Below are 22,962 nucleotides of genomic sequence, written 5' to 3' on the forward strand. Positions count from 1 at the left end.
CCGCAAAGCGGCCCCAACAACTTACGGACACAAGCCAGGCTCATGACGTTTTTCAATCAGGTCCATGCCGTTTTCCGCGTTGCCGTGCAGAGCGTCGTCGCCGATGCTTTAGTTACCTGAAGACCAGCATTCCCCACCCACCGAGGCCTGTATGAAGAACGTCGAAGAACTCCTCAAAACCAAAGCCCACCATCAGACCGTGTATACCATTGGCCCTGATGATTCGGTGCTCGACGCCCTGAAACTACTGGCGGATAAAAACGTCGGCGCTCTGCCGGTGGTAGAGAACGACCTGGTGGTAGGGATAGTTAGCGAACGTGATTATGCCCGCAAGCTGATGCTCAAAGGCCGATCGTCACCTTTTACCAAAGTTGGCGAAATCATGACCAAAGCTGTAATCACTGTCGATCTCAAGAAAAACCTGGATGAGTGCATGACCTTGATGACAGACCGCCACTTGCGCCACCTGCCTGTGGTCAGCGACGGCAAGCTGCTCGGCCTGCTGTCGATCGGCGACCTGGTCAAGGAAACCATCGCCGAGCAGGCCAGCCTGATCCGCCAACTGGAGCAGTACATTCGCGGCGAATGATCAGTGATAGGCGCTCTCCAGCTCGTCCAGTTGATGGTCGAAGCTGCGCAGGCGCGCCGACCAGGTGTACACCAGCACTTCCAGATCGCGGTTGAGCAGCGCAGTGCCGCCCCGGCTGTTATCCGGGGTATCGCACAGATCCAACTGGTAGCGCTCGCGGGCCATCGCCGTGGCCACGCTGGAGAGGTCGCGGGCAAAGGCCAGCCAGTGATGGTGCGGGTCGTGAGTCTCGCGGTCGAGTTCACGGCATTGGCACTTGAGGGCGTCCAGGCTCTGTTCCAGCGGCGTGCCCTTGAGCTCGCCCATGACTTCTTCGAAGGTGCGCCCCGAATGCCAGTAGCTGCCCCAGAAATAGCGGTCGAAGACCGTCTCGACCCGGCGTAGCGCGACCTTGGTGTTCCAGATGGTCACCAACGTTCGCCCTTGGCTCACTTCGCGCTTGTTCAAGTGCAGTTGCTGCCAGGCGATCCAGGCCAGACCGCAGAGCGCCACCGCCGCAGTCACCGCCGCAGCGGCGTACATGAACTGCACCGCCTGGTTCATCTGGTGGGTGTGCCGGATACCGTAGAAGTAGCCGGCGGTCAGGGTGCCCAGGATCGTCACGGTGCACCAGAAGCCTGGTGCGTAGGGATCTTTCATCGCGCTATCCCCTTATTGTTTTACCTGAGCATAGCAACGACCAAATCACCCATCAGGTGCCGCTCGGCGCTTTATTTTCGCGGGAGACGCAAGGCCTCGTTGAGTTGATCGAACGGCACCGCCCAATCGGCATCTTCGATGATGCTTTCCTTGAGGAACGCGCGCTGGGAGTCGGTCCAGAACGGCGCATCGACCAGCTTGATGTCGTTCTTCAGCGGCGAATGCGCGGTGATGAACTGATCGATGCTCTTGGCATCGTCCGCCAGCCCTAGTTGCTTGAACAGATCGGAAAACGGATGGTTCGGTGCTTCCATGGGTTCCTCCTTGGCCGGGAAGGTCGTCCACGACGCCCGCCCGGCACTGGGTTGAGATTCATCAGCAGAGCTCGCGCACTTCGGCCTGCGGGACCAGCTTGAGGTACTGCTCCATACTCATGTGGATCAGGTGATCGTGATCACCTGCCTCAAGGTAGACATCGCCTTGGCGGGTCAAGGTCGGGTCGAGCAGCATTTTTATGTCATAGGCATCGCCCAACGCCGGTACAGCACCGCGTTCGCAATCACCGAACAGGGTCGGCAGGCCGCTTTCGCGGGTCAGTTGCCAGGCGCCGGTCATGCGCACCTTACTCATGTCCAGGTGCCGGTTGGCCGGCAGCACCGCCATGATGTAGTTGCCGTGGCGGTCGTCGAGCAGGACCGACTTGGCGACTCGCTCGGCCGGTACGCCTGCGGTGCGTGCCGACTCCAGGCTGGTCGCGGAATGTGGATGGGGAACAATGTCATAGTCGCAGTTGGCCTGGTCCAGGCGCTGCTGCAGGGTCTTGGCCATACGCATGATGCACCTCCGGTTTCGCCCCCACCTGTAGGAGCGGCGTTGTGCCGCGATTGGGCAGCAAAGCCGCCCGAGCGCCTGCGCATGAACAGCGCTGGCCTCGCCCCCTCTCCAAGTTTAGGCCCTGCCTCGAAGGGCACGACTAAACTTCACTGATAGAGACACTCGAGGTGACGACAGGTGATCGCTCGCTGCTGGCGCTGTTTGCTGTTGTTACTGCTGCTCGGCGTTGCCACGGGTGGCCACGCTGCGGCTGGCGGCAGCATCTGGATGCTGGATATCGATGACGCGATCGGCCCGGCCAGCGCCGATTACCTGGTACGCGGCCTGGACCAGGCTCAGCAACAAGGCGCCCAGCTTGTGGTGATCCGCATGGACACACCAGGCGGCCTGGACAGTTCCATGCGCCAGATCATCAAGGCCATCCTCGCCAGCCCCGTACCGGTCGCCACGTTCGTCGCCCCAGGTGGCGCTCGCGCTGCCAGTGCCGGCACCTACATCCTCTATGCCAGCCACGTGGCAGCGATGGCGCCGGGGACCAACCTGGGCGCCGCCACCCCTGTGCAAATCGGTATGCCCGGCAAACAGCCAGGCGAGACCAAGGACGACCAAACCGATACGCCAGACGATCAGGACACCCTCACCCGCAAGCAGGTCAACGACGCTGCTGCCTACATCCGCGGCCTGGCCCAGTTACGTGGACGCAACGCAGACTGGGCGGAAAAGGCGGTACGCGAGGCGGTCAGCCTGTCGGCCAATGAGGCGCTGCGCCTGAAGGTCATCGACCAGATGGCCAACGATGTGCCCGACCTGCTGCGGCAACTGGACGGCAAGACCCTGCAAGCCGCCGGCGAGCCGCGCCAGCTGCAAACCAATGACGCGCCGCTGGTCGAGCACCTGCCGGACTGGCGCACCCGTCTGCTGGCAGTGATCACCAACCCTAGCGTGGCGCTGATCCTGATCATGATCGGCATCTACGGCCTGCTGTTCGAATTCATGAGCCCCGGCACTGGTGTGGGGGGCGTGATCGGCGGCATCAGCCTGCTGCTGGCGCTGTACGCCCTGCAGCTGCTACCGGTGAGCTATGCCGGGGTGGCGCTGATCATGCTCGGGCTGGCGTTCATGATCGCCGAGGCGTTCTTGCCCAGCTTTGGCGTTGTGGGCTTTGGCGGCATCGTCGCGTTCGTGGTCGGCGCGGTAATCCTGATGGACACCGACGCCCCTGGCTACGGCATTCCGCTGCCGTTGATCGTCACCTTGGCGGTAGCCTCGGCGCTGTTGCTCGGTGGCGTGCTGGGGATGGCCATGCGGGCACGACGACGGGCGCTGGTCAGCGGCGATGCCGGCTTGGTCGGCAGCCTGGTGACAGTGACCCAGGTCACGGCGGACAACCCCATCTGCGGCTCGGTACAGGCCCAGGGCGAACAATGGCAAGTGCAATGCGCGACGCCACTGCAGCCCGGCCAGTCGGTACGGGTGATCGCCCGCCACGGCGTGCGGCTTGAGGTCAGCGCCACTGCGCCCACGGCGCAAGGAGAATGACGATGTTCGTGCAATTGGGCTTCGGCGCGCTGCTGATGCTGGTCGGCGTGCTGCTGATCTCGGCGTTTCGCATCCTGCGCGAGTATGAGCGCGGGGTGGTGTTCCAGCTTGGGCGCTTCTGGCAGGTCAAGGGGCCGGGGCTGATCCTGCTGATCCCGGTGATCCAGCAGATGGTTCGGGTAGACCTACGCACCGTGGTGCTCGACGTGCCGCCACAAGATGTCATCACCCGGGACAACGTCTCGGTCAAGGTCAACGCGGTGCTGTACTTTCGAGTGCTCGATCCGCAGAAGGCGATCATCCAGGTCGAGGACTTTCTCAACGCCACCAGCCAGCTGGCCCAGACCACCTTGCGAGCAGTGCTCGGTAAACACGAGCTGGACGAGCTGCTGGCCGAGCGCGAGCAGCTCAACCAGGACATTCGCCAAGTGCTGGATGCGCAGACCGATGTCTGGGGAATCAAGGTGGCCAACGTCGAGATCAAGCATGTCGACCTCAATGAGTCGATGATCCGCGCGATCGCCCGCCAGGCCGAAGCCGAGCGCGAACGGCGGGCCAAGGTGATCCATGCCGAGGGTGAACTGCAAGCGTCGGAAAAGCTGATGCAGGCCGCGCAGATGCTCAGCAAGGAGCCAGGGGCGATGCAGTTGCGCTACATGCAGACGCTGGGTTCGATTGCCGGGGACAAGAGCTCGACCATCGTCTTTCCGATGCCGCTCGATTTGCTCAAGGGAATGGTGGATCGGGATCGCTCATGACTGGGGCCGCATTGCGGCCCCAAACTGCATCAGAGCGGCGCCCGACGCAGGGTCGCGAGGAAGGTCGCAGCGCCCAGGAACAACCCGGCGAAGGTGCGGTTCAGACGCTTCTGCTGCTTGGGCGTACGCAGCAAACGCAGCACCCGCGAAGCCAGCCCGGTATAACCCGCCATCACCAGCAGATCGACGCTGATCATGGTCACGGTGATCGCCAGGTACTGCGGCAACAGCGCCTCGTGCGGGTTGATGAACTGCGGCAGCACCGCCAGCATGAATACCAATGCCTTGGGGTTACTGACGTTCACCAGAAAGCCACGAAAGACCAGGCTCAACGGCTTGCCAATCGGCCGCACGCCGGACTCTTCGCTCATGTCCATCGGCAGCGCGCGCCACTGTTTGTAGGCCAGGTACACCAGGTAACCGACGCCGAACCATTTGATGACTTGGAAGGCAGTGGCGGAGGCGGCGAGGATCGCGCCGACACCGGCAGCGATGATGGCGATTTGCACGATCAGGCCGATCTGTAGGCCTAGCGCGTTCCAGTAACCGCGCCAGAAACCGTACTGTAGACCGCTGGACATCGAGGCGATCGCCCCGGCACCTGGCGACAGGCTGATCACCCAGCACGCGGCAAAAAAGGCCAACCACGTTTCCATCGACATCACACACCTCGCTCGTGCACATGTTGCAAAACGTTAAGCTACGAGGTTGATGAAAAAATGACCAGCGATATTTTGCAGGGACGGGTTCAGGCAGCCTTTCAGTCCTCTTGAACCGAAACATCCTTAGCCACACCCGGCACCTCAGCGCCCCGCCAGCGCCGCACCGATTTCTGGAAGAACTGGCTGTTCGGCACCTGCACCAGCGCCCCACCCGCTTCGGGCAGCTCCATCAAGGTCGTGAACAGCAGGTTGATGGCAATCACCCGACCCTTCACCCCCGGTTTGTCGAGGGTATCGACCAGCTCGACCACATCACCAATGCGAAACGGCCCCACGGTAAAGATCAGCACCGCACACAGCAGGTTGGACAACACGCTCCACATGGCGAAGAAAGCCACCGCCGCAACCGCGACGAAGCCTGACAGCGCAGTCCACAACACCGTCGCCGAAACGCCCATGCGCTCCAACACGAACAGCAGCGCGCTGCCCATGATCAGCCAACGCAAACCGCCGCGCACCGGCACCAGCAGCTCCGGTGGCAACGGGTAGCGCTCGCCCAGGCGGCTCAGGCAGCGGGCGATGAAGCGTTGCAGGACAAACGCTGCGACCAGGATCAGCAAAATCTGCAAACCCAACCACAGTGCGTCCATCCATTGCCCCGGCAGCAGGCCTTGCAACTCCTCCATCAGGACAGCGCCTCAAGCTCGGCTTGCATGCTTTCCAGCAGTTCCAAGGCTTCCATCCAGGACTCCTCCAGCTGCGCTTCGCGTTGGTTGAGTTTGCTCTGGCGGGCGAGCAGGTCGCGCAGCTCGTCCTTGCGGGCGGCTTCGTACAAGCCGCTGTCACCGAGCGCAGTCTCGATCTCGGCCAACTGGCTGTGGACCTGGCCCAGCTCGGTCTCCAGCTTCTCGGCGGCGCGCTTGTGCGGGGCCAGTTGCTGACGCAAAGCGGCTGCGGCTTGGCGCTGGGCCTTTTTGTCAGTCTTGTCCGGGTTGGCCGGCGTAGTACTGACCGGCGCATTGCGCTGGCGGTAGTCGATCAGCCAGCGGCTGTAGTCATCGAGGTCGCCATCGAAGGTGTCGACCTTGCCGTCGGCCACCAGCAGGAAGTCGTCGGTGGTGCTCTTGAGCAGGTGCCGGTCGTGAGAGACCACCACCACTGCGCCACTGAACTCCTGCAAGGCCATGGTCAAGGCCAGGCGCATTTCCAGGTCGAGGTGGTTGGTCGGTTCGTCGAGCAGCAGCAGGTTCGGCCGCTCCCAGGCAATCAGGGCCAGCGCCAAACGCGCCTTCTCACCACCGGAGAAGTTCAGCACCGGCTCCTCGGCGCGGGCGCCATGGAAGTCGAACCCGCCAAGGAAGTCGCGCAGGGTCTGCTCACGTTCCGTTGGAGCGATGCGTTGCAGGTGCAACAGCGGGCTGGCCTTGTCATCCAGCGAATCGAGCTGGTGCTGGGCGAAGTAGCCCACCGCCAGGTTTTCGCCGCGCACCAGCCGCCCACCGAGGGGTTGCAGCTCGCCGGCAAGGTTCTTGATCAGGGTCGATTTACCGGCGCCGTTCGGGCCGAGCAAGCCGATACGGGCGCCTGGGGTCAGCTGCAGCTTGACCTTCTCCAGCACCGCCTTGTCGCCATAACCCAGGCGACCTTCGGAAAGGTCGAGCAGTGGGCTGGAGATCTTCTCCGACTCGCGGAAAACGAAGTCGAACGGCGAATCGACATGCGCCGCCGACAGCTCTTCCATGCGTTCCAGGGCCTTGATCCGGCTCTGCGCCTGACGGGCCTTGGTAGCCTGGGCCTTGAAGCGGGCGATGTACTTTTCCATGTGCGCGCGCTGCGCTTGCTGCTTCTCGTAGGCCTGCTGCTGTTGCGCCAGGCGCTCGGCACGGGTGCGCTCGAAGGCGGTGTAGCCGCCCTTGTAGAGGTTGAGCTTGCGCTGTTCGACATGCAGCACGTGATCGACCACCGAATCGAGGAAGTCGCGGTCGTGGGAAATCAGCAGCAGCGTACCTGGATAGCCCTTGAGCCAGTCTTCCAGCCAGAGGATGGCATCCAGGTCCAAGTGGTTGGTCGGCTCATCGAGCAGCAGCAGGTCGGACGGGCACATCAGCGCCTGGGCCAGGTTGAGGCGCATCCGCCAGCCACCGGAGAAGTCACCGACGCGGCGGTCCATCTGCTCGTTGCTGAAGCCAAGGCCAGCCAGCAGCTTGCGCGCACGGGCGTCGGCGGTATAGCCGTCGGCGATCTCCAGCTCGCTGTGCAAGCGGGCCAGGGCCGTGCCGTCATGGGCTTGTTCGGCCAGCGCCAGCTCGGCCTGAACCTGGCGCAGGCGGATGTCGCCGTCGAGCACATAGTCCACCGCCACCCGGTCGAGGGTGTCGACCTCCTGGCGCATGTGAGCGATGCGCCAGTCGCCGGGCAGCTGACAATCGCCGCCATCGGGCGTGAGCTCACCGCGCAGCAGGGCGAACAGGCTGGATTTGCCGGCGCCGTTGGCACCGATGAGGCCGGCTTTGTGACCGGTGTGCAGGGTCATCTCGGCGCCATCTAGCAAGCGCTGCGGACCACGCTGTAAAGTGAGGTTGGATAGTCTGATCATGATGGTCGCGGAGTCTACCAGCTTCCTCGGCCGCAAGCGCGAGTGGAACCATGCACACCGACCTGTGGAATCACGCCCTGGCCCTGTACGCCAAGCCGGGTGTCGAAGAGGCCTGCCTGAGCCTTCAGCAATTGGGCGCGGACGTTTGCCTGCTGCTCTGCGCAACCTGGTTGCAGGCGCAGGGTGTCAGCGCTGATGCCGATCGCGTGCAGGCCTTGGGCGAGCTTGCCCGGACTTGGCAGCAGGAGGTGGTGATGCCCCTGCGCAGCCTGCGCCAACAATGGCGCAGCGCTGCGCAAACCGACCCGCAGTTGGCCGCCTTGCGTGAGCAGGTCAAGGGTTTGGAATTGCAGGCAGAGAGAACGCTACTGGAGCGCTTGCAAGCATGCTCGCGACAATGGCCCGCGGGCTCGAACGAGACCACGGACGATTGGTTGGCCCGGCTGGCACCAGACCGTTGCCACGACCACGACGCGCTGCATCAGCTGCGCGTCGCGGCGCAGCAGCTTCAGGAAGCCGAAGACGGCGTCTGAGCTGGGGCGCTGGCCGGGGCCGAAGCGGTCGAGGCTGGCGCTGCCGAGTTGGTCGCAGAGGCCGAGCTGCTCGCGGACGGTGCAGGCTTGGCTTCGGCTGGCTTGCTTTCGACCTTGGCAGCGGCAGGCTTGGCTACGGCTGGTTTGGCGGCAGCTGGCTTGGCCGGTGCTTTAGCGGCAGCGGGCTTGGCGGCGGGTTTGGCAGCGGTTTTCACGGGTGCCTTGGCAGCGGCTGGTTTGGCAGCAGGTTTGGCCGCGGCGGGCTTGGCAGCCGGTTTAGCAGCAGCGGTTTTGGCCGGTGCTTTGGCGGCGGCTGGTTTGGCTGCAGGTTTCGCTGCAGCAGTTTTAGCAGGCGCTTTGGCAGCTACTGGCTTGGCAGCAGGTTTGGCTGCAGCGGTCTTGGCCGGGGCCTTGGCGGCTGCCGGTTTCGCGGCAGTTTTGGCAGCTGGCTTGGCGGCAGCGGCTCTGGCCGGAGCCTTGGCTGCGGCAGGCTTAGCAGCTGGCTTGGCAGCAGGTTTGGCTGCGGCGGTTTTCGCAGGGGCCTTGGCGGCAGCTGGTTTAGCTGCGGTTCTGGCTGCTGGCTTAGCGGCAGCGGTTTTTGCTGGTGCTTTGGCGGCGGTGGCTTTCACCGCTGGCTTGGCAGCCGACTTAGTCGCAGCAGGTTTGGCTGCAGTTTTGCTGGCAGCAGGCTTGGCAGCAGCACGCTGGCCGAGGGCCTTGCCGGCTGCTTCACGCACTTTGCCAACACCCTGGGCAAGTTTCAGGCTTTCCTGAGCATCACGCTTGAGTTGCTGGATATAAGTACGGGTCTGCGATTGACGCTCCTTGAGTGAATCGAGCAATGCTTCAAGTTCACCTGCGGCTTTATGCGCCTTGTTCTGCGCCTTGGCTTTGCCGGCCTTGGCCGCGTCCTGCAATTTCAGACGCGAGTTGTGCAGTTTTTCCTGCGCCTTGCCACGTTGCTTTTCCAACTTCGCCAACAGTTTCTCTGCATCCGCCAGCGCTTGCGAGCAGGCATCTTCCAGATGTTCGAGCAGGCTACCGGAAAGTTGCTGGAGCAGGTGCAACGGCGTACTTACTGGCTTCTTCTTGGCCGACATGGTTTACCTCCTGGCTGACGAGATTGCGGCTCATACTATGCTTCTGCTGCTACCGCCGCTAGGGCATGTTGACAGTATTGTTAGCGCCGCGTTGCATGCCTGGGCAAAGTTGTTATCTTGCAGCTCCGTGCAAGTGTAGTTCGCCATTAAAGTATTGCTGATATTTACACGGGGCCGACAACAAGGCTGGCATACTTGCCACTCTTCGCAGCAGGAGTCGACCGTGCCTCGTTATCTTGTTTTTGGCCTGTGCCTGATGGCGCCCTTGGCCCTCGCCGCCGCTGATAAACCATCATCCAATGACCAGGACCTGGCTTACAGCCTGGGCGCCAGCCTTGGTGAACGGCTGCGCCAGGAAGTCCCCGGCCTACAACTCGACGCCCTGGTCGAGGGCCTGCGCCAGGCTTATCAGGACAAACCCCTGAAGCTCGACAAGGCGCGCATGCAGCGCATTCTCGAGCAGCACGAAGAGCAAGCCAACGCCGCTTCCGAGCAGACTCAGGTAGACCAACTCAAGGCCGTGGAAACGCGCTTCATGGCTAACGAACGCGCCCGCAAAGGCGTACACGAATTGCCCGAAGGTATTCTCTACAGCGAGTTGGTCGCAGGCACTGGTGCTCAGCCAAAGGCCACCGGCAAGGTGCAGGTGCGCTACGTAGGGAAGTTGCCGGACGGCTCGGTGTTCGATCAGAACCAGCAACCACAATGGTTCAGCCTGGATTCGGTAATCGAAGGGTGGCAGGTGGCACTGCCGAAGATGAAGGCGGGCGGCAAGTGGCGGCTGGTGATTCCATCGGCCCAGGCTTACGGCGCCGAAGGTGCGGGCGACTTGATCGCGCCCTACACCCCGCTGGTGTTCGAGATCGAACTGCTGTCGGTGGCGGACTGATCCGGGCCATCAGGCCTGGACCGCATCCTCTTGCTTGTGAGCGTTGTGCAGCACTTCGATCAGGCAGTCTTCCAGTTCGAAGCGTTCACGTAGCAAGGCACCGAGCTTGCTCAACTTGTCGGCGAATCGCTCAGGATCGGTGCACTCACCTTTGGCACAATGGTCGTTGAACGCCAGGGCGATCTGAGTGCTGTCATCGATGCGCGGGTTGATCTGGGTAGCCAGCTCCAAGGCCCCTTGATCACCGAAGGCCTTGGCTTCGCTGACCAGCTGTTCGCTGATTTCGAAATGCCAGGCCGAGACATAGTCGACCAACACCGCGCAGAAACCGCTGTTCTTGTCCTTGTCGGCGAAGGCCGGCTTGGCATCGCGCAGGGCACGGAAAGACTGCACCAGCTCTTCGCGTTCCTGGAGCCAACGGTCAATCAGCTTGTGAACCCCGCCCCAGCGTTCCTGGGCATTCTGACAACTATCGAGCATGGCGATTCTTCCCTTCTGGGTAGATGCCGCTGCACCTCGTTCCACAACTCTGCGGCACAAAGGTGACATCAGCAGGACGGCATCGAGCAGTTGTGTTTTTCGGTATCCGTGCAGGGAGATTATTCCCGCACGTGCTGCCCTTCAAGGTACGCATTGGACAAAGTTCATACAAGCGTTTCATCCCTGGGTATTACGCCATTGGTCGAGCAACTGGCCCAGGCTTGCGCCAAGTCAAAGCGTGTTGAGGGTGCGGAAACGATACGCCAACAGGCGCGACAGGGGCAGCGCTGCGAGCAGCAGGAAGGCCAGCAGGCTCCATTCGGGCAGGGTCAGGTCAAGAAAGCTCCAGGTCAGCGAGCCGCAGTCCGGGCCACCCAACAAAAACGTTTTCAGACCCTGGCTCCAGGAGTGCTCGAAAAGCCTGCCGATAGGCGCCGGGCAGGTCTCGATCGGCATACCACTGCCCTGTAGCCAGACATGCCGCGCCGCCAACAGCGCGCCACCTGCCGAGCAGGCCAGCGTCAGCCGCGCATAGGTGCGCCAGCCCAGCCCCGACGGCGCGTGAACAACTGCACACAAGCAGACCATGGCGTACAGTGCCAACAGCAGGCGCTGGCTGTAGCACAGCGAACACGGCGCAAGGCCCAGGCTGTTTTCCAGCACGAAGGTTGCGCTCAGGATCGCCAGCGAGGCGAGCAAGGCAGGCAGGTAGCAAATTCGGTAACGGGCCAGCGACATGAGCGATGTAGGTCCCGGGGGAGTCAGTGACGTGACTTGAAACGGTAGAGGAAAGCGACAGTTTGTTTCAAGGCACTACAGTAGAGACAAGTCGCTGAATGCGCGGGAAAAGTTTCATCTTTGCGTAGGAAGATTCTGATGGCGGTACTGTAACCCGGCCGAATGCTTGTGGATAAACGCCGTACCCCCGGACCTGCACATCATTGCGCAGGTCCGGGGATGGGTCAGGCGCGTACGCCCTCGGGCAGCGGCAGCGCCAGCAGGCGCTCATCCAGCAACCCCAAACCCTCCTGGAACAACTGATTGCTGCGCTCGATCTCGCCTAATCCTGCGAGCAGACGCGCAAGCTCGGCACAGGTTTCTGGATTGCGCTCCAGGCGCAGGCTGCTTTCCAGATAGTCACGGGCTTTGCCCCAAAGACGATTCTGCAGGCTCAGGCGGCCCAGCGTGAGCAGCAGGCTTGGGTCTTGCGGGTGGTCCTTGAGCCACCCTTCGGCGGTCTGCAACTGCCGCGCGGGGTCTTCACCGCGCACCAGCCCGTAGAGCCGGGCCAGGTGGCTCTCGTATTGACGCTTGAGTGCCGCGCGCAGCACCTGTTCGGCTTCACCCTGGGCGCCCACCTGGCGCAGCTGTTCGGCGTAGGCCAAGACCAGTTGCGGCTCTTGGCGCTGGGCCGAGGTCAGCTGCTGCCAGGCGCGCTCCAAGGCTTGGCGCGCGCTCTGGGAGTCTTCTCCTCGGGTTGTCGCCAGATTCAGGTTTTGCCCCCAGGCCCGCTGTTCCAGCTCGGCCAGCTCGCTAGCCGGCAACACCTTGCCCTTGCGCAGCTCGGGCAGCAGGCGAATCAGCGCCGGCCAATCGCCGCGCTGCAGATACAATCGTTGCAACAGACGCAGCACCTGGCCGTTGTGCGGGTGACGCTCGTGCATCGCCAGCAAGGTTTCCAAGGCGCCATCGGCTTCACCACGGTCCATCTGCAGTTGCGCATGGGTCAAGGCAATCGCCAGTTCTGCTTGCGGCTGACGCTCCAGGGCGCGCTCCAGCAGGTTGTCGCTGTCTTCGCTGCGGCCCAGCTCGTTGGCTGCCCGCGCGGCACCGAGGTAGTACAGCAGCGGCTGGCGCTCGGCCTCGGCAGCGCGATGCAGGTGACGCTGAGCGCTGGCCCAGCGGCCTTCGGCCAGATCCAGCTGGCCTTGCTCGACAGCGATACGCGTGCGCCGACGGCGGTTGCGCCGCGACCAAGGGTTGACCACGCCACTGGAGGTCAATACCAGGCCAATCAGGTAACGCAGCAGCCACAGCGCCAGGACGATACCCACCAACGCACCCAACGCGGCCCACAAGCCAGACTGGTAGCGAAAGCTGCCATAGGCGATCAGTACGTAGCCACTGTGCTTGGCAATGGCGATGCCCAACGCTGCGGCTACCACGATTGCCAGTACCGCCAGCAGGTAGACCCGCTTCATGGCTTGCCCCCTTCTGTTTCAGTGGGCAGATGGCGGCGCTGAATGTAGGCCTGCACTGCGGCCAGGCTTTCGCTCAAATCGGGGGTAACCACCGAGACCGGCTGCTCGGCCAGGGCATTCAAGCTGTCGAGCATGGCCTTGCTTTGCGGGTTGTCGGCGTTGAAGTTGGCCAGCAACACGCTGCGGGCATCGTCCAGGGCCTGGGTATAGACCTTTGCCTCACCATTGAGGGCCGCCCACTGGGCTTGCTCGATGGTCAGGCTCAGGGCCAGGCGCAACTGATTGAGCGACTGCCCGGCCAGCAGTGGGCGGACGTTGTCGTCAGCGTCGAATTCGATCTGGAAGTACTTGGAAATCTCTGCCCACCACTGCGACCAGCGGCTGGCACCATCGCCGTCGGAGGTCAGCCCGCCGAGGGCGTCGGCATTGCCATCGAACTCTGGCGACTGGGCGCTCAGCTGCTGGACTTGCTCGCGCTGGGCAGCCAGCTTGAGGAACAGGCCGGTGCGGTCTGGCTGCGCAGTACTGTTGAGGGTCGCCAGGCTGCGGGCCAATTGCTCGCGAGCGGCGAAGGCACCTGGATCGCTTTGTTCACGCAGGATCTCGTCAGCGCCTTCGACCAGAGCCTTGGCACTGGTGATGTCTTGCAGGGCGGACAAGCGCAAGGTCGCCAGGCGCAACAGGTGTTCGGCCTCAGCCAGGCGCCATTCCTTGCGGCTCTCGCCCAGCACGGTTTCCAGGCGTTGGCTCAGACGCTGCTGATCGCCCTGCAGCTGCGCCACCAGGCGGCGACGGTCTTCCAGCTCACTGGCTGCCGGCAGACTGGCCAGCTGGGCGCTGATTTGTTGATCGCGTTGCTGCAAGGCAGCGGTCTGCTCGCTCAGCGCTTCGAGGCGCTGGCCCTGGCCTTGCTCGCTGCCCTGCAGCTGTCGCACCTGCCAGACGCCCCAGCCCCCGACCGCGACCCCGGCGGCACCGAGCAGCAACGCCAGCACTGCAAGGCCATTGCCTGAACGCTTGGCGGGCTTTGCGGCTGGGGTTTCCAGCGCGTCGGCTGCGGTGGGCTGTTCGTTGTTGGACAAGACAGTTTCGCTCACGTATCCATCCTTTGCATGGGGGCGCATCGCTCTGAGCTTAGCGCCTTAAGAGGCAGGTGCAGCGCTGCGCTGCACAGCTGCCAGCAAGGCCGTGGCACTGGCGCCACGGCAATCCACAATGTGTTGGGCGCCGGCCGCTCGCGCTTGCTCGGCTACCCGCGGGCTTGGCACGAACAACGGCACATGCGCCAAACGTGGCCAATCTGCACCTGCCAGCTGCCGCAAGTGTGCAAAACCCTGCCCACTGCTGACCACCAGGCCATTGAGGCGTTCCGCTTCGATCTGGCGTACCAGTGTGCCCGGCGGGTACTGCGGCAGGCAGCGGCGATACAGTTCCAGATAATCGACACTAGCACCTTGCTCAGCAAGACGCTCTGCCAGCAGTTCACGACCTCCGACACCGCGGATGATCAATACCCGTGAATCCGCCCTGGCGGTAGCCTTACGCAGATCGGGTAGCTCAAGCAAGGCCTCGCTGTCATCACCTGCAGTAGGGCAAGTCACCAAAAGCCCAGCATCCTCAAGCACGCGGGCGGTCGCTTCACCCACCGTGAACCAGCCCTTTCGGGGTGCTTGCAGGCCATTCTGGGCGAGCCGTTCGAGCAATATGCGGGCAGCCGGCTTGCTCACCACGATGAAGGCCTGGTAGCGCTGTAGCTCGCTCACGCGCAGGGTTTGTGGCGGGTCCAGGGCAACTGGCTCGATCGCCAACAGCGGCAGGCTGCTGCTGGCGATACCGGCAAGCGCCAGGCTGTGCGCCAGTGCCGCACAATCCTCTTCAGGTCGGGTCAGCAGCAGGCGCCAGGGGCTCACGGATGGCCAGCCTCGCCATAGACTTCCTTGAGGATCGCCTCGGCGCCCTGCCCCAGCAGGTCTTCGGCGACCTGCACGCCCAAGGCTTGGGCTTGCGCGCGCGGCGCACGCGCCTCGGCGACTAGCAAGGTGCCGCCACTCGGTTGACCCACCAGGCCACGCAGCCACAGCTGCTCGCCTTCGAGCACCGCGTAGCAGGCAATCGGCACTTGGCAGCCGCCATTGAGGTGTTTGTTGAGCGCGCGCTCGGCCACCACTCGGTCGGCGGTATCAATGTGGTGCAGCGGCGCCAGCAAGGCGTGGATTTCACTGTCGGCGCTGCGGCATTCGATACCTACCGCGCCCTGGCCACCGGCTGGCAGGCTGTCGTCGACGCTGATGCTGGAGGTAATACGGTCTTCAAAACCCAAGCGAATCAAACCAGCAGCGGCGAGGATAATGGCGTCGTACTCGCCAGCATCGAGCTTGGCCAGGCGGGTGTTGACGTTGCCGCGCAGGAACTGGATCTTCAGATCCGGCCGACGCGCCAGCAGTTGGGCCTGACGACGCAGGCTGGAGGTGCCGACGACGCTGCCCGCTGGCAGCGCTTCAAGACTGGCGAAGCGGTTGGAAACGAACGCATCACGCGGGTCTTCGCGTTCACAGATGCAATACAGACCCAGGCCTTGCGGGAAGTCCATGGGTACATCTTTCATCGAATGCACAGCGATGTCGGCTTCGTTGTCCAGCAGCGCGGTTTCCAGCTCCTTGACGAACAAGCCCTTGCCGCCAATTTTCGCCAGCGGCGCGTCGAGCAACTTGTCGCCGCGGCTGACCATGGGCACCAGGCTCACCCGCAGGCCTGGATGAGCCTGTTCCAGGCGCGCTTTGACGTATTCGGCCTGCCACAGGGCCAGGGCACTTTTACGGGTGGCAATGCGGATTTCGCGAGTGGACATGTAACGCCCCGATGCAGAGAGATGCTGTCGATGATAACAGCTCCTCCGGGTCTGCCTGCAGACCCAGATCAGCAATCGACGGCCCTCGCCGCAAAGGCGCGGTGCTGCCCTGCGCGAGCAGCTGCCTGGGTTGTGTCAGTGCAGCCCCTGCATCATCTTGCGCACGCCGGCCACATGCCGGCGGCTGACCGTCAGCGCATCACCGTCCAGCCCTTTGAGGAACAGCTGGAAATGCCCAAGCGGCGTGCGCTGCAAACGCTCGATACGCTCGCGGGCCACCAGCGCATTGCGGTGAATGCGCACGAAGCGTTCGCCGAACTCGTCCTCAAGCGCCTTGAGCGGTTCATCGAGCAATACTTCCCCGGCCTCGTGGCGCAGGGTGACGTACTTGTGGTCGGCGATGAAATAGATGACTTGCGGCAGGGGGATCAACTCGATGCCCTTGCGCGTTCGCGCGCTGATATGGCTGCGCGGATTCCCACCCCCTTCATTGGCCGGGCGTGTCAGCGCCGCCAACTGGGCGCGGTTGGGTTTTTCGGCTTTACGCAGGGCATCACGCAGCGCCTGCGGCTGAATCGGCTTGGCGACGTGGCTGAGGGTACTGTCCTTGAAGGCTTCACTGTCGTATTCATCGCCAGCGGTGCAGAACACCACAGCTGGCGGCGCTTCGCGTTCGCACAAGCGTGCAGCGACTTGCAAGCCATCAAGGCCGGGCATGTCGATATCCAGCAGGACCACGTCGGGCTTGTGGCTTTCGATCAGGGCCAGGGCCTCATCGCCGTTGGTGGCGCTGGGCTCCAGCACGGTGTAGCCCTCCAGCTCGCCTAGCAAGCGGCTTAGGCGTTCGCGGGCTTGGGGTTCGTCATCAACGATCAGGACATTCATAATTGCGCTGGATTCCTGAATGAGTCTCGCACGGGTATAGCGTAGACAGGTGTGGGTCGACCGACACCGCGGTCACGCTCTAGACCGATGCAATGGCCAAAGATTCACTGGTCCGGCAGATTCACTGCCAGTCCTTTGTCCAACTGTAGACGGTCCGTGGAACACTGCCGTTCAATCGCTAAATATCCTTACGCAAGACAGGGTCTGGTGTTTTCTCGCGATTTCAATCGACCGGCGCCCTGCGGCAGCCCGCACAACCCTGCTATTATCGGCGCCACTTTTTATTGTTCACGCCTTCAACGAGTGAATCCATGAGCACCGACAAGACCAATCAGTCCTGGGGCGGCCGCTTCAGTGAGCCCGTCGACGCCTTCGTCGCCCGCTTCACCGCCTCGGTCGATTTCGACAAGCGCCTGTACCGCCACGACATCATGGGTTCGATCGCCCACGCCACCATGTTGGCGCAGGTCGGCGTACTCAGCGACGCCGAGCGCGACACCATCATCGATGGCCTGAAGACCATTCAGGGCGAAATCGAGGCCGGCAACTTCGACTGGCGCGTCGACCTGGAAGACGTGCACATGAACATCGAAGCGCGCCTGACCGACCGCATCGGCATCACCGGCAAGAAGCTGCACACTGGCCGTAGCCGTAACGATCAGGTGGCCACCGACATCCGCCTGTGGCTGCGTGACGAGATCGACCTGATCCTGGCCGAAATCACGCGCTTGCAGCAGGGCCTGCTGGAGCAAGCCGAGCGCGAAGCCGAGACCATCATGCCGGGCTTCACCCACCTGCAGACTGCGCAGCCCGTTACCTTCGGCCACCACCTGCTGGCCTGGTTCGAGATGCTCAGCCGTGACTACGAGCGTCTGGTCGACTGCCGCAAGCGCGCCAACCGCATGCCCCTGGGCAGCGCCGCGCTGGCCGGCACCACCTACCCGATCGACCGCGAACTGACCTGCAAGCTGCTGGGCTTCGAAGCTGTGGCCGGCAACTCGCTCGATGGCGTCTCCGACCGTGACTTCGCCATCGAATTCTGCGCCGCCGCCAGCATTGCCATGATGCACCTGTCGCGCTTCTCCGAAGAGCTGGTGCTGTGGACCAGCGCCCAGTTCCAGTTCATCGACCTGCCTGATCGCTTCTGCACCGGCAGCTCGATCATGCCGCAGAAAAAGAACCCGGACGTACCGGAGCTGGTACGTGGCAAGAGCGGCCGCGTGTTTGGCGCCCTGACCGGCCTGCTGACCCTGATGAAAGGCCAACCACTGGCCTACAACAAGGACAACCAGGAAGACAAAGAGCCGCTGTTCGATGCCGCCGATACCCTGCGCGACTCGCTGCGCGCCTTTGCCGACATGATCCCGGCGATCAAGCCACGTCACGCGATCATGCGTGAAGCGGCGCTGCGTGGTTTCTCCACCGCGACCGACCTGGCCGATTACCTGGTACGCCGCGGCCTGCCGTTCCGTGATTGCCACGAGATCGTTGGCCATGCGGTGAAGTACGGTGTCGATACTGGTAAAGACTTGGCCGAGATGAGCCTGGACGAGTTGCGCCAGTTCAGCGATCAGATCGAGCAGGATGTGTTTGCCGTGTTGACCCTGGAAGGCTCGGTCAATGCGCGTAATCACATTGGCGGTACTGCACCGGCGCAGGTGCGTGCGGCTGTAGTGCGCGGCAAGGCGTTGCTGGCTGCGCGATAAGCTTCATTGCGAGGGCTTCGCCCTCGTTCGCGGGGCAAGCCCGCTCCCACGCGCAGCTCGACTCAAGGCGTGGGAGCCTGATTGCCAGGGCTACGCCCTCGTACCGTTCTACGCAAGGCGTGGGAGCGGGCTTGTCCCGCGATGGCTGCAACGCAGCCTTTCGCTCAGATCAGCGCTTCTTGCTGATCATCTCCAGGAAGCCCGGCATCGCCGATGCTTTATCCGCGAGAATCTTCGCCATGTGCGGGTTATCCCCCATCAGCGCCAGCAGCGCCTTGGCCTGCGGGAAGTCTTCCAGCAAGTCCAGGTTCAACACCTTCTTGCCCACCGCACACGCCAAATCGACCGAGAAACAGAACATCAGGTCGGCGAGGGTCAGCTGCTCGCCAGCAACATACGGGGCGAACTTGCCATTACGCTTGAGCGTGGCAAACCCGGCAATCAGCTCGGCACGCGCCTTCTCCTTGACCAGCGGCTCGACCGCCTGGCCAAAGAACGCCTCGGCGTAACAGGTACGCGCGGGGAGTTCGATATACAACTCGATCTCCCGCAGCAGCTCGCGCACCTTGGCCTGGCCGAAGGCATCGGCTGGGAGCAGCGGCTTGCCTGGCTGGGTCTGCTCGATATAGTCGAGGATCACACTGGTTTCACTGATAAAGCCATGTTCGGTCTCCAGCGTCGGCACCTTGCCACGTGGGCTGATAGCCAGGGCCTGGGGGGTTTGCCCGCCAAAGAAGGTCACCTCTTCGAACGGCAGGCCCTTCTCCAGCAAGGCCAGCTTGACCATGTTGTAGTAGTTACTGACCGAAAATCCGTGAAGCTTGAGCATTGATACAGCCTCCAGGCCGTGTGGGGATGGCCCCGGAGTTATAGCCGCAACCCCTCGCCATGACCAGCGTCATGCACCGCGTCGATGGCCGGGCATTGCCTGCGCGAGCATGGCAAACTGTGCACTTCACTACAGGAGCACCGCCATGAGCGAACCCCGCGACATCGATACTGATGAAGAAGAAGCCTTCGCCGAGGCCACCCTGACCCAGGCCATCGAAAACCAGATTGAAAGTGGCGAGCCCCCCGCCGCCAAGGCCACCTTCAACAAGCTGACCCTGGTCGGCTACGAGCGCGAAGACATCCTCAACCTGATGGCTCACGTGCTGGCCATCGAGATTGACGCCCTGCTCGACGAAGATCGCCCGTTCAATACCGAGTGGTACGAGAACGCCTTGCGGGCACTGCCGGAGCTGCCACCTGAGGCGGATCAAGGCGACCAGTAAAAAGTCTGACTACACTCCACGCTCAGGCACCCATTGCGGTGCCCCATCCTTGTCTGGAAGTCAGGAGTTGCCATGTCCCTTACCCCCGAGCTGATCGCTGAACTGGAAGTCCTTGCCCTGTTCAATCTGGACAGCAGCCAGGAAGGCATCCAAGTCCACAACAACGCCTCCCCCGCGCTGATCGCCGCCGCCAAGCGCCTGCACGAAAAGGAACTGACCGACCAGCCCGATGGTGGTTATCTGACCAGCCTGGGGCGTGATGCGGCTGAGCATGTCCAGTCACTGCTGATCATTCTGAAAAGCGCAGAGACCGCCTGATTTCTGTAATCCTGTTCGCGGCCAAGCCTCGCTCCCTGCATACCCCTGTAGGAGTGGGCTTGCCCGCGAAGAGGCCTACAGCCCCGCTAAAAATCTGACGCCAAAAATTCACATAGCCCTTATCCGACTTCCCCGCTCAGGCTAAACTCGCCACAGCCCCGGCCTGACCCTGAGTGCGCAATGAACCACCCCCACGAAATTCGCCCCGATCTGGATGAAGGCATCGACCGCAAGGTGCTGGCGAAATTGCGCGCGCGCTTTCTGCTCATCAATAACGGCCGACTGGAACGGGCGATGGACGGCCTGTCGACTCGCCAGCAGCAGGTGCTCACGCTGCTGCCGCTACTGTTCCACGTCAACCACCCACTGCTACCGGGTTATGTCAGCGGCAACACCCCCGCCGGTGTATCAGGCTTCGAGCCTGAGCCCGAGCTGGTTGCCGAAGCCCAGCGCCTGGCCCGCTCGTTCACCCACAAGCCGCGCCTGGGCAATGCGCCACGACCCATTCACGGTCTGTTCCTGATGGGCAGCCTGGGCACCCTGGCCCAAGCCGAACACAGCGACATGGACCTCTGGGTCTGCCACGCCCCGGGGCTTGGTGAAGGTGCACTGGCGGAGCTCAGACGCAAATGTCAGCTGCTTGAAGCCTGGGCGATGAGCCTGGGCACCGAGGCGCACTTTTTCCTGATCGACCCGCAGAACTTCGTCCAAGGCGAGCGCGACAGCCAGCTGAGCTCCGATGACTGCGGCACTACCCAGCACTATCTGTTGCTCGACGAGTTCTATCGCACCGCGATCTGGCTGGCCGGGCGCACCCCGCTGTGGTGGTTGGTACCCGTGTATGAAGAGCACAATTACCAGGCGTACACGCAAACCCTGCTGTCCAAGCGGTTCATTCGCGCCGACCACGATCTGGACCTTGGCCACCTGGCGCACATCCCGGCAGGCGAGTTTGTCGGAGCCGGCCTGTGGCAGCTGTTCAAGGGCATCGACTCACCGTACAAAGCGCTGCTCAAGTTACTGCTGACCGAGGTCTATGCCAGCGAACAGCCGGCCGTGCGCTGCCTGAGTCTGGATTACAAACAGGCGGTGTTCGCCAACCAGCTCGACCTCGATGCGCTCGACCCTTACGTGATGGTCTACCGCCGCATCGAGCAGTACCTGCAGCAACGCGGTGACCAGCAGCGCCTGGAGCTGGTACGCCGCAGCCTGTACCTGAAGATCAACAAGAAACTCAGCGGCCTTGGCCGTTCGCGCAATGGCGACTGGCAGCGGCGCTTGCTCGCCCGACTGGTCGAGGAATGGGGCTGGGACGAACGCCAATTGGCCCTGCTCGACAGCCGCAGCCAGTGGAAGGTGCGCCAGGTCGCGGTCGAGCGCCGCGAGCTGGTCGCCGAGCTCAACCACAGCTACCGCTTCCTCAGCCAGCTCGCCCGCGAGCAGAACGCCAGCAGCCGCGCCGACCAGCGCGACCTCAATGTGCTCGGGCGCCGGCTTTACGCGGCGTTCGAGCGCCGTGCCGGCAAGATCGAAGTGATCAACCCTGGGATCGCCCCGGATCTGGCTGAAGACACCCTGACCCTGGTGCAATCACCCAACCGCAAGGAGCCAGGTACCCACCACTGGGGCCTGTACAACGGCAATCTGGGCGTGCACGAGTGGGAGCATTTCAGCCCGATCAAGCGCTGCCGCGAACTGCTTGAGCTGCTGACCTGGGCGCACCGCAATGGCGTGATCGACAGCAGCACGCGGCTCGCTCTGCACCCCGGCGTCAGTGACTTGAGCGAGTTCGAGCTGTTCAACCTGCTGGGCAGCTTGCAGCAGAGCATTGCCCTGCCGCTGGAGCCGGTCAGTGAGGTGCGCCTGTTGCAGCCAAGCGTGGCCGACGAGATCCTGCTGCTGGTCAACGTTGGCCTGGACCCCCTGCGCCACCACCGCGACCTGAACATCCTCATGACCACCGAACGGACCGACTCGCTGAGTTATGCCGGCGTGCGTGAGAACCTGGTACTCAGCCTCGACCAGATCACCCTTAACAGCTGGAACGAAGTGCTGGTGCAGCGCTACGACGGCGAGCATGCCCTGATGCGCTGTTTACGCGACTTCCTCAACAGCCTGGGCCAGCGCAGTCATCGCCCGCGAGTTCGGGTGCGCTGTTTCTGCCATAACCGCGCCCAGGCAATCGCCCAGCGGGTCGAGGAACTGTTCGACACCGCGCAACTGCTGCTCGATCAAAACTTGAACCACCGCTACTTGGTGCAGATTGCCCAAGACACCCACGCATTGGAGCTGCTGCCTGGGCATGTCACCTTGGCCACACTGGCCAACCATGAAGACGTGCTCAGCTACCTGGGCGAGGAGCGCGGCCAGTACAGCCCCTTGCACCTGGATGCCAATGCCCTGCAGGACCACGACCTGCCGCGGATTCTTGAGCTCGGCCAGCCCGAGTGCATTCAGGTGTTCTACCGTCTGCTCGAGGGCTGGGCCGACCTGTATGTGCTGGATGAATACAATGCGCTGTGGCAACAGCGCCTGCCGCTGGATGATGAAACCCACCTGCTGCTGCCGCTGCAGCGCTTCCTTTGTTCGGTGGTCAGGCGCCGTGATGCCCAGCTACCGCTGGACAGCCTGCAAGACTCGCTGAGCATTATTTATTACCAATTGCTGCCGGGAAGCGGCAAAACTCGCAGCATTGAACAACGGCCAGTACCCGTCGATGGCAGCGACCAGCCTTATTACGAAGTCCAGGCTATCTTGCAGAAAAGCGCTGGCGACGGGGTGCATGTCACCTTGTATTGCAATCAGCAGGAGTTTTCCGAGCTGGACTACGCAGACCAGCTATACAGCGTGGTTTCCCGGCAAATCCTCAGCAAGCGTCGTAGCGCCGGCACTTACCGCTGCTATATCACTGACCTGGATCTTTCCGAACTGCTCGACGACGACCAAGGCTCGACCATTCTCTACCTGCGCTACAAGCGCGAGCTGGAGCAGGCACTGAATGCGGGTCTGGCGCAACTTCAGGCGACCTTGCAACCCTGATTGACCCTGCTCAACAGGAGGACTTTCCCTATGCCAGACGGCGTGGGGGCGCCACATCCTGCGCACTCGAAT

Annotated in this window: 24 protein-coding genes; 9 read left to right on the forward strand and 15 right to left on the reverse strand. The window is 62.7% G+C overall.

Features of this window, described 5'->3' with window-relative positions; genetic code table 11:
- Positions 1-151: 151 nt before the first annotated feature.
- Positions 152-589 (forward strand): CBS domain-containing protein, encoded by a 438-nt coding sequence (locus tag ACF8K2_RS05290; RefSeq protein WP_392463774.1) that lies wholly within the window; start codon positions 152-154, stop codon positions 587-589.
- Here the strand turns inward: ACF8K2_RS05290 and ACF8K2_RS05295 are convergent, their stop codons facing one another.
- The 3 genes from ACF8K2_RS05295 to ACF8K2_RS05305 all read right to left on the reverse strand — a co-directional run bounded on the left by ACF8K2_RS05295 (position 590) and on the right by ACF8K2_RS05305 (position 2,062).
- Positions 590-1,228 carry an NADH:ubiquinone oxidoreductase subunit N gene (locus tag ACF8K2_RS05295; RefSeq protein ID WP_186552923.1) on the reverse strand — a complete coding sequence of 213 codons (639 nt, stop codon included), beginning with the start codon at positions 1,226-1,228 and terminating at the stop codon, positions 590-592. It lies immediately after the preceding gene.
- A 71-nt stretch (positions 1,229-1,299) separates the two neighbouring features.
- Complete coding sequence (locus ACF8K2_RS05300; RefSeq protein WP_392463776.1) at positions 1,300-1,542, reverse strand: DUF2789 domain-containing protein; 243 nt, start codon at positions 1,540-1,542, stop codon at positions 1,300-1,302.
- A gap of 61 nt (positions 1,543-1,603) precedes the next feature.
- Complete coding sequence (locus ACF8K2_RS05305; RefSeq protein ID WP_186552925.1) at positions 1,604-2,062, reverse strand: aminoacyl-tRNA deacylase; 459 nt, start codon at positions 2,060-2,062, stop codon at positions 1,604-1,606.
- A gap of 177 nt (positions 2,063-2,239) precedes the next feature.
- Between ACF8K2_RS05305 and ACF8K2_RS05310 the strand changes: the two genes are divergently transcribed.
- Together ACF8K2_RS05310 and ACF8K2_RS05315 are read left to right on the forward strand one after the other, a co-directional pair.
- The gene (locus ACF8K2_RS05310; protein ID WP_392463782.1) at positions 2,240-3,601 is read left to right on the forward strand and encodes a nodulation protein NfeD; all 1,362 of its coding nucleotides are present in this window, start codon (positions 2,240-2,242) and stop codon (positions 3,599-3,601) included.
- A gap of 2 nt (positions 3,602-3,603) precedes the next feature.
- On the forward strand, positions 3,604-4,359 hold the full coding sequence (locus tag ACF8K2_RS05315) for a slipin family protein (protein WP_392463783.1): 756 nt from the start codon (positions 3,604-3,606) through the stop codon (positions 4,357-4,359).
- A gap of 29 nt (positions 4,360-4,388) precedes the next feature.
- On the opposite strand, the gene ACF8K2_RS05320 is transcribed toward ACF8K2_RS05315, so the two are convergent.
- The 3 genes from ACF8K2_RS05320 to ACF8K2_RS05330 all read right to left on the reverse strand — a co-directional run bounded on the left by ACF8K2_RS05320 (position 4,389) and on the right by ACF8K2_RS05330 (position 7,617).
- The gene (locus tag ACF8K2_RS05320) at positions 4,389-5,021 is read right to left on the reverse strand and encodes a LysE family transporter (protein WP_186552928.1); all 633 of its coding nucleotides are present in this window, start codon (positions 5,019-5,021) and stop codon (positions 4,389-4,391) included.
- Positions 5,022-5,119: 98 nt separating this feature from the next.
- Positions 5,120-5,707, reverse strand: a complete 588-nt coding sequence (locus ACF8K2_RS05325; protein WP_186552929.1) for a mechanosensitive ion channel family protein — start codon at positions 5,705-5,707, stop codon at positions 5,120-5,122.
- Positions 5,707-7,617: an ATP-binding cassette domain-containing protein gene (locus ACF8K2_RS05330; protein ID WP_392463785.1), complete on the reverse strand. Its 1,911-nt coding sequence runs from the start codon at positions 7,615-7,617 to the stop codon at positions 5,707-5,709. Before ACF8K2_RS05330 ends, ACF8K2_RS05325 begins: the two co-directional genes overlap by 1 nt.
- Positions 7,618-7,667: 50 nt before the next feature.
- On the opposite strand from ACF8K2_RS05330, the gene ACF8K2_RS05335 reads away from it, so the two are divergent.
- Positions 7,668-8,150 (forward strand): TIGR02444 family protein, encoded by a 483-nt coding sequence (locus ACF8K2_RS05335; RefSeq protein WP_392463787.1) that lies wholly within the window; start codon positions 7,668-7,670, stop codon positions 8,148-8,150.
- Here ACF8K2_RS05335 and ACF8K2_RS05340 read toward each other — a convergent pair.
- Complete coding sequence (locus ACF8K2_RS05340) at positions 8,126-9,250, reverse strand: AlgP family protein (RefSeq protein WP_392463789.1); 1,125 nt, start codon at positions 9,248-9,250, stop codon at positions 8,126-8,128. The two genes, ACF8K2_RS05335 and ACF8K2_RS05340, sit on opposite strands and share 25 nt — an antisense overlap.
- 223 nt (positions 9,251-9,473) lie before the next feature.
- Between ACF8K2_RS05340 and ACF8K2_RS05345 the strand changes: the two genes are divergently transcribed.
- Positions 9,474-10,139 (forward strand): FKBP-type peptidyl-prolyl cis-trans isomerase, encoded by a 666-nt coding sequence (locus ACF8K2_RS05345; protein WP_264233869.1) that lies wholly within the window; start codon positions 9,474-9,476, stop codon positions 10,137-10,139.
- Positions 10,140-10,148: 9 nt separating this feature from the next.
- Here the strand turns inward: ACF8K2_RS05345 and rsd are convergent, their stop codons facing one another.
- The 7 genes from rsd to ACF8K2_RS05380 all read right to left on the reverse strand — a co-directional run bounded on the left by rsd (position 10,149) and on the right by ACF8K2_RS05380 (position 16,553).
- Positions 10,149-10,619 (reverse strand): sigma D regulator, encoded by a 471-nt coding sequence (gene rsd, locus ACF8K2_RS05350; protein WP_186552934.1) that lies wholly within the window; start codon positions 10,617-10,619, stop codon positions 10,149-10,151.
- A gap of 231 nt (positions 10,620-10,850) precedes the next feature.
- The gene (locus ACF8K2_RS05355; RefSeq protein ID WP_264233873.1) at positions 10,851-11,357 is read right to left on the reverse strand and encodes a disulfide bond formation protein B; all 507 of its coding nucleotides are present in this window, start codon (positions 11,355-11,357) and stop codon (positions 10,851-10,853) included.
- A 224-nt stretch (positions 11,358-11,581) separates the two neighbouring features.
- Positions 11,582-12,820 carry a heme biosynthesis protein HemY gene (locus tag ACF8K2_RS05360; RefSeq protein WP_368971597.1) on the reverse strand — a complete coding sequence of 413 codons (1,239 nt, stop codon included), beginning with the start codon at positions 12,818-12,820 and terminating at the stop codon, positions 11,582-11,584.
- Positions 12,817-13,917 carry a uroporphyrinogen-III C-methyltransferase gene (locus ACF8K2_RS05365; protein ID WP_392463791.1) on the reverse strand — a complete coding sequence of 367 codons (1,101 nt, stop codon included), beginning with the start codon at positions 13,915-13,917 and terminating at the stop codon, positions 12,817-12,819. The genes ACF8K2_RS05360 and ACF8K2_RS05365 overlap by 4 nt, the downstream gene beginning before the upstream one ends.
- Positions 13,918-13,962: 45 nt before the next feature.
- Positions 13,963-14,730, reverse strand: a complete 768-nt coding sequence (locus tag ACF8K2_RS05370; protein WP_392463792.1) for a uroporphyrinogen-III synthase — start codon at positions 14,728-14,730, stop codon at positions 13,963-13,965.
- On the reverse strand, positions 14,727-15,668 hold the full coding sequence (gene hemC / locus ACF8K2_RS05375) for a hydroxymethylbilane synthase (protein WP_186552937.1): 942 nt from the start codon (positions 15,666-15,668) through the stop codon (positions 14,727-14,729). Before hemC ends, ACF8K2_RS05370 begins: the two co-directional genes overlap by 4 nt.
- A 135-nt stretch (positions 15,669-15,803) precedes the next feature.
- Positions 15,804-16,553, reverse strand: coding sequence for a LytTR family DNA-binding domain-containing protein (locus ACF8K2_RS05380; RefSeq protein WP_186552938.1), 750 nt, complete (start codon positions 16,551-16,553; stop codon positions 15,804-15,806).
- A gap of 311 nt (positions 16,554-16,864) precedes the next feature.
- On the opposite strand from ACF8K2_RS05380, the gene argH reads away from it, so the two are divergent.
- A complete protein-coding gene (gene argH, locus ACF8K2_RS05385) occupies positions 16,865-18,259 on the forward strand; it encodes an argininosuccinate lyase (RefSeq protein WP_186552939.1) in 1,395 nt (464 codons plus the stop codon).
- 169 nt (positions 18,260-18,428) lie between these two features.
- Here argH and ACF8K2_RS05390 read toward each other — a convergent pair whose 3' ends face one another.
- The gene (locus tag ACF8K2_RS05390; RefSeq protein ID WP_392463793.1) at positions 18,429-19,088 is read right to left on the reverse strand and encodes a glutathione S-transferase; all 660 of its coding nucleotides are present in this window, start codon (positions 19,086-19,088) and stop codon (positions 18,429-18,431) included.
- A 145-nt stretch (positions 19,089-19,233) separates the two neighbouring features.
- Between ACF8K2_RS05390 and ACF8K2_RS05395 the strand changes: the two genes are divergently transcribed.
- From ACF8K2_RS05395 to ACF8K2_RS05405, 3 genes are all read left to right on the forward strand, one after another.
- On the forward strand, positions 19,234-19,533 hold the full coding sequence (locus ACF8K2_RS05395; RefSeq protein WP_186552941.1) for a hypothetical protein: 300 nt from the start codon (positions 19,234-19,236) through the stop codon (positions 19,531-19,533).
- 72 nt (positions 19,534-19,605) lie between these two features.
- The gene (locus ACF8K2_RS05400; protein WP_186552942.1) at positions 19,606-19,851 is read left to right on the forward strand and encodes a TIGR02647 family protein; all 246 of its coding nucleotides are present in this window, start codon (positions 19,606-19,608) and stop codon (positions 19,849-19,851) included.
- Between the two features lie 180 nt (positions 19,852-20,031).
- Positions 20,032-22,890: a class I adenylate cyclase gene (locus ACF8K2_RS05405; protein ID WP_392463794.1), complete on the forward strand. Its 2,859-nt coding sequence runs from the start codon at positions 20,032-20,034 to the stop codon at positions 22,888-22,890.
- The last annotated feature ends 72 nt before the right edge of the window (positions 22,891-22,962 follow it).

This window comes from Pseudomonas sp. xss_2, from assembly GCF_043104195.1.
Classification (GTDB): Bacteria; Pseudomonadota; Gammaproteobacteria; order Pseudomonadales; family Pseudomonadaceae; genus Aquipseudomonas; species Aquipseudomonas urmiensis.

Bases quoted from the DNA above. Each gene is read 5' to 3' on its own strand.
- ACF8K2_RS05290 (WP_392463774.1), top strand. From the start codon at position 152: ATGAAGAACGTCGAAGAACTCCTCAAAACCAAAGCCCACCATCAGACC.
- ACF8K2_RS05295 (WP_186552923.1), bottom strand. From the start codon at position 1,228: ATGAAAGATCCCTACGCACCAGGCTTCTGGTGCACCGTGACGATCCTG.
- ACF8K2_RS05300 (WP_392463776.1), bottom strand. From the start codon at position 1,542: ATGGAAGCACCGAACCATCCGTTTTCCGATCTGTTCAAGCAACTAGGG.
- ACF8K2_RS05305 (WP_186552925.1), bottom strand. From the start codon at position 2,062: ATGCGTATGGCCAAGACCCTGCAGCAGCGCCTGGACCAGGCCAACTGC.
- ACF8K2_RS05315 (WP_392463783.1), top strand. From the start codon at position 3,604: ATGTTCGTGCAATTGGGCTTCGGCGCGCTGCTGATGCTGGTCGGCGTG.
- ACF8K2_RS05320 (WP_186552928.1), bottom strand. From the start codon at position 5,021: ATGTCGATGGAAACGTGGTTGGCCTTTTTTGCCGCGTGCTGGGTGATC.
- ACF8K2_RS05325 (WP_186552929.1), bottom strand. From the start codon at position 5,707: ATGGAGGAGTTGCAAGGCCTGCTGCCGGGGCAATGGATGGACGCACTG.
- ACF8K2_RS05330 (WP_392463785.1), bottom strand. From the start codon at position 7,617: ATGATCAGACTATCCAACCTCACTTTACAGCGTGGTCCGCAGCGCTTG.
- ACF8K2_RS05335 (WP_392463787.1), top strand. From the start codon at position 7,668: ATGCACACCGACCTGTGGAATCACGCCCTGGCCCTGTACGCCAAGCCG.
- ACF8K2_RS05340 (WP_392463789.1), bottom strand. From the start codon at position 9,250: ATGTCGGCCAAGAAGAAGCCAGTAAGTACGCCGTTGCACCTGCTCCAG.
- rsd (WP_186552934.1), bottom strand. From the start codon at position 10,619: ATGCTCGATAGTTGTCAGAATGCCCAGGAACGCTGGGGCGGGGTTCAC.
- ACF8K2_RS05355 (WP_264233873.1), bottom strand. From the start codon at position 11,357: ATGTCGCTGGCCCGTTACCGAATTTGCTACCTGCCTGCCTTGCTCGCC.
- ACF8K2_RS05360 (WP_368971597.1), bottom strand. From the start codon at position 12,820: ATGAAGCGGGTCTACCTGCTGGCGGTACTGGCAATCGTGGTAGCCGCA.
- hemC (WP_186552937.1), bottom strand. From the start codon at position 15,668: ATGTCCACTCGCGAAATCCGCATTGCCACCCGTAAAAGTGCCCTGGCC.
- ACF8K2_RS05380 (WP_186552938.1), bottom strand. From the start codon at position 16,553: ATGAATGTCCTGATCGTTGATGACGAACCCCAAGCCCGCGAACGCCTA.
- argH (WP_186552939.1), top strand. From the start codon at position 16,865: ATGAGCACCGACAAGACCAATCAGTCCTGGGGCGGCCGCTTCAGTGAG.
- ACF8K2_RS05390 (WP_392463793.1), bottom strand. From the start codon at position 19,088: ATGCTCAAGCTTCACGGATTTTCGGTCAGTAACTACTACAACATGGTC.
- ACF8K2_RS05395 (WP_186552941.1), top strand. From the start codon at position 19,234: ATGAGCGAACCCCGCGACATCGATACTGATGAAGAAGAAGCCTTCGCC.
- ACF8K2_RS05400 (WP_186552942.1), top strand. From the start codon at position 19,606: ATGTCCCTTACCCCCGAGCTGATCGCTGAACTGGAAGTCCTTGCCCTG.
- ACF8K2_RS05405 (WP_392463794.1), top strand. From the start codon at position 20,032: ATGAACCACCCCCACGAAATTCGCCCCGATCTGGATGAAGGCATCGAC.